Source organism: Vibrio sp. Of14-4 (genome assembly GCF_022347625.1).
GTDB classification, from domain to species: Bacteria; Pseudomonadota; Gammaproteobacteria; order Enterobacterales; family Vibrionaceae; genus Vibrio; species Vibrio pristinus.
The window spans coordinates 52,102-65,590 of the sequence record NZ_JAKRGI010000011.1 but is presented as its reverse complement, the minus strand read 5'-3'; the positions used below and the strand labels follow the sequence as shown (position 1 = coordinate 65,590).

Annotated in this window: 3 protein-coding genes and 1 pseudogene; 1 reads left to right on the top strand and 3 read right to left on the bottom strand. The window is 41.5% G+C overall.

Annotated elements, in window-relative coordinates; all coding sequences use genetic code 11:
* Positions 1–33: 33 nt before the first annotated feature.
* The 3 genes and pseudogenes from MHN79_RS12465 to MHN79_RS12455 all read right to left on the bottom strand — a co-directional run bounded on the left by MHN79_RS12465 (position 34) and on the right by MHN79_RS12455 (position 2,205).
* The gene (locus MHN79_RS12465) at positions 34–300 is read right to left on the bottom strand and encodes a DUF2956 family protein (protein ID WP_343283930.1); all 267 of its coding nucleotides are present in this window, start codon (positions 298–300) and stop codon (positions 34–36) included.
* Positions 301–671: 371 nt separating this feature from the next.
* Entirely contained in the window at positions 672–986 is a 315-nt protein-coding gene (locus MHN79_RS12460; RefSeq protein WP_239173154.1) for a helix-turn-helix transcriptional regulator, read from the bottom strand.
* Between the two features lie 84 nt (positions 987–1,070).
* Positions 1,071–2,205 (bottom strand): annotated as a pseudogene (locus MHN79_RS12455) (IS3 family transposase).
* Positions 2,206–2,409: 204 nt separating this feature from the next.
* Here MHN79_RS12455 and MHN79_RS12450 point away from each other — a divergent pair.
* Positions 2,410–13,479 (top strand): non-ribosomal peptide synthetase/type I polyketide synthase, encoded by an 11,070-nt coding sequence (locus MHN79_RS12450; RefSeq protein WP_239173153.1) that lies wholly within the window; start codon positions 2,410–2,412, stop codon positions 13,477–13,479.
* The last annotated feature ends 10 nt before the right edge of the window (positions 13,480–13,489 follow it).

Genomic DNA, 13,489 nt, shown 5'->3' with positions numbered 1-13,489 from the left:
CAAAAGGGTGATAAGCACATTGCCTTTTTAAGATTAGAGCTTTACTGCATAAAAAATGAAGCCTAGCCAGCTCACAACAAGTAGGGTCCAAGGGATAAAAGGAAACCTTGTGTGGTTAGTAGCCGAGAGAGGACTCTCGGGCCGCATATCGGGCTCTACTTCAAGTTGAGTTTGTTGGGCTTTCCTTGCTTTCTTTTTGGCTTTGTCTGCTTGGCGTGCTTTTTCTTTTTGTTGTTTTTTGTATTGAGCAATACCCTTCTCTATCCCTTGAGCTATTAACTTCGTTTGTTCTTTCGGTATTAAATACGGGAATTGAAGGGTAAGTGGTAAGTGTTTTTGTTAAATTTAAATATAAAACAGTATCTTATATTAATATTGTCGCACTTACGCTTTACAAAAAAGAACCAATTTGTAAGTAATATATAAAAAACGGTTATTTTTGATGATTGTTGTCGATAAATCCTTTACAAAAATGACGCTTTTCCTCGTTACGCTGCACCAACCACTAATCTAACGAAAAGATTCGTTAAGCTCAAAAAGCCTCATTAGTGTTTTGTTAATTGTCAGAAGAAAAATTCTACTCCAGACAGTATAGATTGCTCATCTTCTACTTGAAATGAACAGTGGTCAACTTACAACACTATGTCATGACTCTCATCTTAAAATTTTATCTATCCTTCTTTTGAAAGATTATGAATAAAATTAAGCACGTGATTTCTCTGTTCTTCGGATAGTTTTGAAATTGCCGTCGCTAACTCAGCAGATGCCTCATCTTCACAAAAAAAGTAATTCAACGGAACGCCAAGAGCATCAGCCATTTTTCTTAATGTGCTGATATCCGGTGTATGCCGCCCTTTTTCGTAATGGTTCATTCGGCCGCTTGCAGAGCTCTCATCCATACCGATCATTATCCCCAAGTTTTTCTGGGTAATTTTGGCATGTTTCCGAGCTTGTTTAAGCCGTATAGGTATCGGGTTGTCTTCCACAGACGATTCATTTCTCTTAAATCCTTCGATAACTTAGATTGTCTAAGTTTTACTTATTTTTGTATACTGTTCTGCGCAACTTTTTCAGGACACTTTTCTAAAGGACTTTTCATAGTCGATCGGTGACATATCGCCGTTAGTCGTATGTAACCTATCTAAATTGTAATATCGCATATAAGCTGAAACATCATTTTTCATGTTCTCTCGCGTTGGTTGCGGTACTTTTAACAACCAGTCATGCTTCAGACTACCAAAGAACCGTTCAACTACCGCATTGTCCCACACGCTCCAACATCACCCATGCTGGCTCTTATTCCATAGTTAGCCAGTAAACTGCGATATCGTTTACTGGTATATTGTGACCCTCGGTCTGAATGAAACACCAAGCCTTTACGTGGTTGGCGTAGGTTATAGGCTTTCATCATCGCTTTGCTCACCAAATCCGTGGTCATACGTTTATCAAGATGCCATCCCACAATGCGCCGTGAATATAAATCCATAACGATGGCTAGATACATCCAACCTTAAATACGTCACATCACCAGCCCAAACTTGGTTTGGTGCTACTGGATTAAAGTTTTGGTTAAGCAAATTATCGGCGACCGTATCACTATGCTTGCGTTTTGTGGTCACTTTGTACGTCATACGTTGTGTGACGACAAGGCCCAGTTGGTTCATCAGCTTTTGTGTGCCATAGTCACTGACTTTAAAGCCCTCATTGCACAACCGTTTTCGCAGCTCTCGATAACCTAAACTACGTCGACTTTCTTTGAATATCGCCTTTGCTCTATGATATAGATATAACTGCTCTTGTGTTATTCGCTGAGGTGGCCTTTTCAACCACGCATAATAGGCTGAGCGACTCACATTCAAGCTGTTACATAAACGAGTAACAGGATAATCAGAAGTCAGTTGTTTAATCGTCTCAAAGGCTACTTGGTTTCCTTTAGCAACAGGGCACTGGCTTTTTTAGGATGTCCTTTTCCATCCTTAACTCTTTGTTTTCCTTGCGTAGTCGTATTAACTCTGCTCGTTCGTCAGCAGAGAGCACTGAACCAGATTTTTCAGCTTCAAATTTCGCTTTCCAGTTGTAAAGAAGCTTGTCTGTTACACCCAAAGAGGCTGCTGCCTTTGAAACGTTGTAGCCTTGTTCAGTGATCAACGCCACCGCTTCTCGCCGAAATTCATCGGTATAACTTCTGTTTTTTCGTTTTGTCATAGTCACCTCAATAGTAGGATTATATTCCTTTATTAAAGTGTCCTGTTGGATTAAAGCAGATCAACCGTACCCGAATATCTTTGACCTAAATCAAGGGTAATATCTTGAAACTGTCAAGCCTATTGAAATACACCTTGGTTTGATGCATTTTAGTTCTACTTTCTAAGTTGCATATCGTGTTAGTGCGAATAGTTGGGTGGTTAAATGGAATTAATTGACTTTATAAATAAACAAGTAGAGATAAACCCAGAAAATATTGCGGTAATATGTAACGGAGAAAAACTGACCTACCGCGAGTTGGATAAATACAGTGCGAGCTTAGCCGCCAAAATCAACAAAAAGCATCAATCGAATAACAATCAACCAGTTCAAGGTGGAACTTTTGTTTCGCTGTTAATGGAAAGAAGTGTCGAAATGATCGTCGCTATGATTGGCGTATTAAGAGCAGGCTCTGCTTATGTGCCAATTGATAAATCTTTACCTAAAGATAGAGTGAAATATATTCTAGATAATACTGGTTCGGATTTGATTATTTGTAACATCAATGATGCAGATAGGATTAATAAATTATTAAATAAATATAATGTTATTGAATGTTCATTGGATGAACTCAGCAAACAAGATTATAAAAATGTTGAAGGTTGCGTCAATAACCACCTCGCCTATGTGATTTACACGTCAGGAACGACAGGAACCCCAAAAGGTGTGATGATTAACAGAGATGTATATAAAAATTTTTGTCAAAATTTTCATGCTTTTCTGTCTCCTGAAAGATCACCTATTTCTTTTTTGTCAATTACCCAATACTCATTCGATATGTTTTGTCCCGAGTATATGATCCCCCTTTTGACTGGCGGCACTATTGTATTATCTACGGTAGAAAACATTACAGATGATTTGCTGAACTATGGCGACATGATTGATTTCATTCAGCAAACGCCTTCAATGTGGAAAATGTTGCTTGATGGGAGGTATCTTAATGATAACTGCATGTCTGATATCACGACCATTGTCGGAGGTGAGAAAGGTACTGAGTCAACATTTGAGCGATTAATTCAAATTAGTAAGAAAGTAATACAGATGTACGGCCCAACAGAGACGTGTGTCTGGAGCACGGGAACTGAGTACCAGCCGGGTCACTCAACGTACATAGGTAAGCCGCTCTTAGGTGAACATTGCTACGTTCTAAACTCTGATGGTGAACAAGTCGGTATGGACGAAGTTGGAGAGCTATTTATTGGCGGTTACTCAATTTCTGATGGTTATATCAATAACCCGGAACTGACTCATGAGGTTTTTCTAGACGATCCATTTGTCAGTAAGAAAACTCAATCCAATGGAAGAATGTATAAAACTGGCGATATTGTTAAAAAACTCAAAGATGGTGGTCTTGAGTATATTAGTCGCAATGATAGTCAAGTGAAAATAAGAGGGTTTAGGGTTGAGCTGGAAGAAATAGAGAAACATCTTTACAAAATCCCAGAAATTCAATCCTGTGTCGTAACTGAGTATGAACACCTCGGTACAAAAAACCTAATTGCGTATGCAGTAGTATCGGGAAAACAAGAACTCTTGCTTGATGAGGTAAATAATTACTTAGCTCGTACTTTGCCTGACTATATGCTGTTATCTAGCTTTAATACAGTCGAGAATATACCTTTGAATCAAAATGGTAAACTTGATTATCGAGCATTACCAATGCCAAAGTTTTCTAAAAAGGAATATGTAGCGCCGAAAACTGTAGAAGAGTGCGCTTTAGTTGAGTTGTGGGAAGAACTATTAGAATTAGAAGGCATAGGTGTTAATGATGATTTCTTTAACTTGGGTGGAAACTCACTTATTGCTTCAATATTTATAAGAGAATATCATGCTCGGTTTAATTTTGAGATTAGTTTGCAAGAGATATTTAGTCGTCGAACTGTTCATGAAATAGCAAAGACGATTGATGTTCAAGAACACACTGTAATTGAAAAGAGTCACCTGGATGTCTATCCTACCGTACCGCAGCAAAATCAAATCCTTTTTCTTGATGAGTTTGATATAGCAAATGGTGCTTACAATATTTCTTTACTCGCTGAGATAAAGATTCCGCTTGACTTTGAGAACTTTGAGAAAGCTATTGAACTGTTAATTGAACGTCACATCGTTTTAGACTTCGTCTTTAAAAAGTCTAATTCTGGATGGACGCAATCAAGAAAAAATGAAGCTTTTTCACTGAAAACGAAGACACTAAATAGTCAGTCTGAGCTTCAACAATTTATTGATTGTGAGAATAAAAGACAGTTTGTTTTGGACTCCGAAGTACCATATCGAGCAATACACATTAAAGTGGGCAAGGTTGAGTACCTACATTTTTGTTTCCACCATGTCGCATTTGATGGTCGATCTATTGATATATTTATCAAAGACTTAACAGAGATCTACGTTAGCTTGGTCGAAGGCAAAAGCTGTGAACTGCCAATACAAGACATAAGTTATGGGGACTACGCTTGTTGGCTTAATCAGGTTGATGATAAGGAGCTAAGTAAGAGCTTTTGGCAGACTCAGTTTGAAAATTTCAAAACATCGGAGTTGCCCTCTGATTTTGCACGGCCTAGCGATTTTGACTATTGTGGCGCAAACATCAACTTTGAGCTGACGGAGAAACTGTCTAACCAACTTCGTGAGTTAGCGCGTACTAACTCTACTACTCTGCATACTGTACTCCTATCAGCATTTTACGTGATGATCTGGAGGTTGACTGATGAGTCTGATGTTTCTGTTGGCATACCTTCGGAGCAGAGAAACTCATACCAACTCCAACCACTCGTTGGACATTTCGTTAACTCGTTACCCCTGAGGGTAGCTATATGTCCTACATCGCAATTGTGTGATTTCTTCGATCAGGTTGAAAAAGCCGTTGTACAGGGAAAAACACACCAAGATCTCTCGTTCGACGAAATTGTAAAGTGTATTAATCCTCCGCGTGATAACTCTAAGCACCCTCTATTTCAGAATATGTTTAGCTTGCAGACTAATGGTATGAAAGAGAACAAAATGTTCTCTGGGTTCGATACAGCATTAGCAAGCGGTGGGGCTAAGTTCGATTTAACCGTATTTATGGATGATAGTAGCGAAGCCTTAGTCTGTACTTTTAATTATGCGACTTCAATCTTTAGCCAAGCTATGGTGGAGCATTGGTGCGAAACATTTCGTACCGTCCTTGATTCGTTCGTTTTGAGTTCTGATGTTACGCTTTCGGACGTCGCGGTGAATAGTGATGAGCGAAGAGCAACTCTCCTGTCTAATTGCAACAATGTTGACGTGTTATGCGTGGCAGATATTTCTTTTGTTGACGCATTTAAAGAGGCAGTAAACACCTTCTCCGATAGACCGGCGGTTTCTCTAAAGGGGACCGTTACGACGTACAAAGATCTCGATTCTTTATCGGATGAACTTGCCCAAATAATAGCAGACAAAATCGGTAGTCAGGATAGGAGTAGCCGTGCTGCAATTTTGCTAGATAGGAGCACAGATACACTGGTATCAATACTTGCAGTCATGAAGCTTGGGATGGCTTATGTACCTATTAATCCAGATTATGATGATAGCCGGATAGATTACATCCTGAAGGACTCAAGTAGTGCAATTTTGATTACTCAAAACAAGCATTTGGAAAAAGTTGAGGGGTCGTACTCCCTAAACAATGTGCTTCAATTGGATGATATTGCGCTCGGTTCGCGGGGTAATGAACATATTCAGCTTGCTGAGGTGAAGTCTTGCTCGCCTGCATATGTACTTTATACCTCTGGAACTTCTGGGCGTCCAAAGGGTGTTGTTGTTCAACACAAAGCACTACTTGATTATGCCAATAGCTGCAATCACCTCGCTGGCTCCAACGTTGAGAACGTCGACTTTTCAGGCAACTACTGCTTTGATTTATCCATCACAACCTTACTAGCCCCCCTTATTGCTGGAAAATGTGTTTTTGTTTACCCAGGGGATGTACTGGATATTCCCTCTTATCATAAGCATCTTGTTGATAACGATATTCACTTTGTCAAAACGACACCAAGCGTGGCTAGTGTCGTATTCTCTGACTTCGATGGTTATCTACCACTACTAATGCTTGGTGGAGAGAAGCTGACGGATGGAACATTGCGAAGTATTAGTTCAGGGGTGAAAAAAATCGTTGACGAATATGGCCCTACCGAGGCAGTTGTCGGTTCTATGTTTTCGACTGTAAGGCCGCCAGTCGATGTAGGGATAGGCAAACCTTATCCAAACGTAAAACTGTATGTCATTTCAGGAGATGGCCAATTGAGCCCAATTGGTGCAGTTGGAGAGCTATATATTTCTGGACCAGGTCTAGCTAGCGGTTACTTAAACCTGTCAGATGAAACAGACAGTAGGTTTATCGTCAACCCTTTTGCACAGCCTAATGACATTAAAGAAGGGTATGGTCGCCTATATAAGACCGGCGACCTAGTGAGGTGGCTGGCCGACGGAAACATGGAATATTTGGGTAGGCGAGATAAACAAGTCAAGATCCGAGGCTTCCGCGTTGAGTTAGGCGAGATAGAAGTTGTAATCAGAAACTTAGAGAATGTGGAAAAAGTGGTAGTGACGGTGGCAGGTCAGCTAAACGACTACCTGATTGCTTACATTGTATTAAAGGACGGCTATCAACACACCCTGGCTAAGTCGATAAGTGAGTTGCTTATTAACAAGCTCCCGGCTTACATGCTCCCTGCAAGAATTGAAATAGTAGAAGATATCCCGTTGACGTTGAACGGGAAGGTTGATTTTGAGGCCTTGCCAAAGCCAGTAAGATCTGAGGCTGAAGTGTGTTTACCTGAATCACGCACCGAACAGATACTAAGCCAAATATGGCATGATCTATTGGCAATTGACGATACATTATCAATCTCACTTTCTGATAGCTTTTTTGATCTGGGAGGGCATTCAATTGTTGCTGCCCAGATGGTTGGTCGAGTCCGAAACGAACTATCCGTAGAACTTCAATTGAGAGATATTTTTCAATTCAGTTCTCTTGGGGAGCTAGCTAACCATATCGACAAGCACTCCCAGCTTGGTGTGACGAAACTAAAACGAGTTAAGCATAGCGGTGACATTCGAAGGCCAACCAGTTCGCAGAAACGGTTGTGGTTTCATGATCACATTGAACCTGAAAATAAGCAGCTTTACACAGTCCCCTCTGCTTTTAAGGTTAGTGGTGTAGTAGACGCGGATTTGCTGAAAATCAGCATAGATTGGTTGATGCGTAAACATGAGAGCCTTCGTAGTGTCTTTTTCTATGAAGGTGGGGAATGCTGTTCACGAGTATTGGAGTTTACAGCTAAAGATGTCCTACGTGTACAAGACTGCTCTTCGAATAGTGATGAAACGTTTGTCGATCAGTTGATCTTTGAAAATACGGAGACGACATTTGATTTAACGAATGGGCCATTATGTATGTGGCGATTAATTAAGTTATCTGAAGACACGAGCCTGGTGATGTTTAACATTCACCATATCATCAGTGACGCACTATCTATTGATATCATTACTCAAGAACTTAGCTCTGCATATAATCGACTCAAAAAAGGCCGTGAGCTGCCTTCCGATACGATATCGATCACAATGAGTGACTATGCGCACTGGGAAAGTGAGTATCTGATAGGCGATCAGTTTGAGGAACAATTGAACTTTTGGAAAGAAGAGTTGAAAGATGCACCACAGCTGTTGAATTTGCCGATAAAGTCGGCTCGTTTACCGAAGCAAAGCTATAAAGGTGCACATTACATATCGGTTATCGAGTCATCGCAGCTAAATGCTCTGCAAACGATGAGTAACAGCCAGCGGGTCACTCTACATATGACTATGCTTAGCTGTTTCAACATCCTGCTATCACATTACTCAGGGGACAGAGACATCTGTGTTGGTGTGCCTGCTTCTTCGCGTCATTTTAGCGAGCTTGAAAACACTATTGGCTTCCTTACTAACACGCTAGTGATACGTTCTGTCGTAGATAAAGCGTCGTCTTTTGATTGTTACTTGGAAGACATTAAGCAGAAATGTCTGTCTGTATTTTCGAACCAAAACATTCCCTTCGAAGACATTGTAAATGAGTTGGGGTGCGAGCGTAACTTGAGTTACAACCCCCTATTTCAGGTGATGTTTAACTTTCATGGACAAGATGCGTCGCTACTAAGTTTTGAAGGGACATCTGTTGAACGCAGTAACTCTGACACGGGTGTTTCTAAGTTTGATTTAACGCTCAACCTCTCACTCCAAGAAGGAAACCTACTATGTGATTGGGAGTACGCGACGGATTTGTTTGATAGGTCGATGATCGAACAAATTGATGCCTCTTTCCAAAAGATGCTTTCGGCAGTAATCGCTAATGACAGTGTTTGTATTGGTGAGCTCGACATTCTGCCTGATAGCACTTTGCAGCTTATCGACAAGTGGAATGACACGAGCGCTAACTACAGTCATTTGAGCTGCATAATTGACCAGTTTGAAGAGAGTGTGTTAACCAGCCCAACTAGTACAGCATTAGTATTTGAAGGAGAAGAAATCTGCTACTCCGAGCTGAGTGATCGGGTCAACCGCTTGGCATATTTGCTATGTAGTGAAGGCAAAGTACGTAAAAGTCAACCAGTCACTATTATGGTTGACCGCTCTTTTGAGATGGTTGTGGGTTTGCTAGCGATAATGAAGGCCGGAGGTGCTTATGTGCCCGTCGACCCGGAATACCCATTAGATAGGATCCAATACATACTGTCTGACTGTGGCTCAGAATTGCTATTGACAACGACAGAGGTGAAGGAAAGGTTAGACCTTGATCTGGGGTGTGAAAAGATTTATCTCGATCAGATTAACTATGCTGAGCTACCACCCTTAACCACTGCTGAACTTGATAAGAATGACTTAGCGTATGTGATATACACTTCAGGCTCTACAGGAAATCCAAAAGGCGTCATGATCAATCATGGCAACCTCATCAATCGAATTGCTTGGATGCAGGAAGAGTTTGCTATGGAGCCGTATGATAGTGTTTTACAAAAAACACCATTTAGCTTCGATGTTTCTGTTTGGGAGTTTTTCTGGCCACTGACAGTAGGAGCACGACTAGTGCTCGCTAAACCGCAGGGGCACAAAGATCCTCAATATCTTTCTGATGTCATTCAATCGTTCTGCATTAGCCACATTCATTTTGTACCTTCTATGCTGAGTGAATTCTTGAAGTTCGCAAACTTAGGTAAATGTCGGGAACTAAAAACGGTTATCTGTAGTGGTGAGGAGTTGCCGTGCTCTCTAATCAATGACTTCAACGATAAGTTCAGCGCATTTTCTTCACAGGCTGTATTGCATAATTTGTATGGACCTACCGAAGCGACGGTGGATGTAACGCATTGGCCAACGCAGCGCATATCTACCTATAGTGAATCTCGTATTGGATGGCCTATTGCGAATACCAGAATGTACATTCTAAATACTGACGGTGGGCAGCAACCAATAGGTGTGCCAGGTGAGCTATGTATAGCTGGCGATGGCGTTGGTGTCGGTTATCTAAATAAGCCCGAACTTACAAAGAAAGCATTCACTGAACTTGAAGTTAATGATCAGGTTGAGAGAGTGTATCGTACCGGTGACATGGCCTGCTGGCACAACGACGGAACTATCGAATATTTGGGTCGGTTTGACAGTCAGATAAAGCTTCGAGGTTTCCGTATTGAATTAGGGGAAATTGAAGCTGTTCTCTCTCAGCATGATGAGGTCACTGATACTGTCGTTGTCCTAAAAAATAAAGGGAAAAAGAATGCTTACCTAGTAGCATTTGTTGTGGGGCAAGCTTCATCAACTGACAACCTAATTAGAGATCTCAAACAGTATTTGCAGCATAAGCTACCAGCTCACATGGTGCCAACGAGAATCTGTGCCTTGGATACACTTCCGTTGACTCCAAATGGGAAGGCAGACAGAAAAGCGTTGCTTGCATTAAACATAGATAAGCCCGAATCGATGAGGCCTTGTCTGACTGGTACAAATCAGGCGCTTGAGCAGCAGATCACTGAGGTCTGGAAAAAAGTACTCGATACCAAAATCGTCAACCTAACGACTAACTTCTTTGATCATGGTGGAAACTCACTTTTACTTGTGGCGCTACACCATGAGTTGCAAGAGCTTCTGGGTTTGTCATTTCCTATGACTAAGTTGTTTGAATTCACGACAATAGCTAGCCAGGCTAGTGAGTTCACCGTAAAAGACGAGTCTAACGAGTTGAAAAAGGTTCACAACGAAAGCAGTGATTGTGATGATATTGCAATTATTGGTTTGGCTGGCCGTTTTCCGGGGGCAGAGACACCAAATCAACTTTGGCAAAATGTTTATCAAAAACGCAGCAGCATTGCTTTCTACTCTGATGAAGAATTGCTGGCTAATGGTGTGAGCAAAAATCAACTGCTGGATCCAGACTATGTCAGAGCTAATGGTCATTTAAATGGTATTGAGATGTTCGATGCTGATTTCTTTGGGATGTCTGCTAGAGAAGCAGAGATCACAGATCCTCAACGCCGACTGCTCATGGAGAGTGCTTGGGCCGCCTTTGAAGATGCTGGCTACAATATAGATGACATAGGCTCAGAGGTTGGGGTATATGCAGGTACAGGTAAAAGCTCATACTTGTTCAATAACCTTAATCGCAATGAAACTGTACTAAATCAATTTGATAGTTTTCAGCTTGGGCTAGCCAATGATAAAGACTTCCTTACCACTCAGATATCGTATCGACTCAATCTAAGTGGCCCTAGTGTTAACGTGCAAAGCGCTTGCTCTACTTCACTTGTTGCTATCCATCACGGGTGCAGAGCGATACTTGCTAACGAATGTAATTATGCACTAGCTGGCGGTGTCCATATTAACGTCCCCCAGGTATGTGGTTATAAATACAGACCAAATATGATCAGCTCACCTGATGGACTATGTCGTGCGTTTGATGCGAATGCTGCTGGGACAGTGTCAGGAAATGGTGTAGGCGTTGTACTTCTAAAGCGTTTAGATAAAGCGATAGAAGACCGTGATCACATCTATGCGGTGATAAAAGGTTCAGCCATCAACAACGATGGTTCTAACAAAGTCAGCTTTACGGCTCCGAGTGTCAAAGGCCAAGCTCAAGCTATTGTATCTGCGATGGCATCTGTTGAACCGGAAACGATTGAATATATTGAAGCTCACGGCACAGGTACAACTTTAGGTGATCCGATTGAGGTTAGAGCCCTGTCAATGGCTTATCAGGAGAGAACAGACAAAAAGAACTATTGTGCAATCAGCTCATTAAAAACAAATGTGGGCCATTTAGATGTAGCGGCAGGTGTATCTGGCCTTATTAAAGCAAGCCTTGCTTTAAAACATAAAATCATCCCTGCTTCTTTGAACTTTAGCCGTCCCAACCCAGAGATCGAGTTTGAGAATTCTCAGTTCTATGTCAATACAGAAAACAAGGATTGGCTCAAGAAGGATCACCCAAGAAGAGCTGGAGTAAGCTCATTTGGTATGGGAGGAACCAATGCTCATGTTGTATTAGAAGAGGCACCGGAGTGGTTCTCATCTTCTTGTGATAACACGAGCATATTAACCCTATCTGCTGCCACGGAAGGGGCTGTAGATAGAATGTCGAGTGAGCTTGCTCAGTATTTGAGTCAATCATCCTCTGCTGCATTAGAAGATGTTGCATATACGCTCAATCAAGGAAGGAAAGCCTTTAATTGTCGACGAGGAATAGTGGCAAAAAATAAGCTTGATGCAATTGAGCAACTCACCGAACGCACTAAACAAGTAGAAGTGTCGAGGTCACCTCAGGTGGCCGTGTTTATGTTCCCTGGTCAAGGTTGCCAATTTGTCGGAATGGGACAGGAGCTGTATCACTCGAATACCCACTTTAGAGCTGAGTTCGACCAATGTGCAGACATTGTTGCTATGACGGCAGGCTTGAACATAAAGTCATTGATCTTCTCGGAAGGTAACCAAGCTCAACAGCAGATTCGCTTGAATGAAACAAGCATCACTCAAATCTCACTTTTTGTCGTCGAATATTGCTTGGCTAAAGTGCTTATTCGTCTTGGTATACAGCCCGGAGTAATGATTGGTCATAGCCTCGGTGAGTATGTCGCTGCTTGTATTTCTGGAGTATTTTCACTTGAAGATGCCATCAAGATTGTCATACAGCGAGGAAAGCTGATGAGCGAGGCTCCTGATGGGGCGATGCTTAGCCTTAAAATGGGTGAGGAAGAGCTAACTCCACTGTTGAGTGACGGTCTTACCATAGCGGCAGTCAATGCTGATAAAGCGATAGTCGTTTCGGGTGAAGAAAAACTGATTGAGTCCCTTATGGAAACGACAATCAGGTTAGGAATTCAGAGCAAGAAACTACCATCAAACAAAGCTTTTCACTCCGCTTCTATGACAGTTGTCGTTGAAGAGTTAGTTAAAACGCTTAATGAGGTGACTTTTAACGAGCCTAGGATCCCGTTTGTTTCAAACCTTACTGGAAAGCTCATTAATGGTGATGCTGCCACAGATCCTGACTATTGGTGTCAGCATGCTATTGATACAGTTAGCTTTAGTGCAGGCATAAAGTCTCTACTAGAAAGCAGTGATCCCCTTGTCTTTTTAGAGGTTGGCCCCGGAAGGACATTAACGAGCTTTATAAAACAGCATGGGCATAAGCAAGTGGTTAGTTTAATGATGCAATCCACTGACCATGAACTAGAAGTCCTATATCAAGGAGTCTCAGATGCGTGGCAACAAGGGCTTAAGATCAACTGGACTGAATTCTATAAAGGACAGGAGAAACGGAGAGTTCCACTGCCAACTTACTCATTTGAAAGAAAAAAACATTGGGTTTATCCAAATCAAAAGGAGCAAGCGAGTCGTCCCACCACGAAGCAGATCACAGCTGATGAAGTGTCGTGGAATGAGGGCACATATTTAAACGATTCAAATAATAAAGACGTAGTCCGTATATTAACCGATATATGGAGAAGTGTACTCGGTGTCGAAGAAATCATGCCAGAAGATGATTTCTTCGTACTCGGTGGCGACTCATTGCTTGGCATTATGGTTATTGAGCAACTGAAGTCTCAATTAGGCGTAAGTATCAACCTACAAGATATTTTTGACCATAGTACGTTGGATGCAATTACCAACTGTGTAATTGAGCATCTCACTTTATATGCAAGTAACAATGAACTTGATCAAGAAATTGTATTAGAAGAAGGAACTTTATAATGAAAAAGGT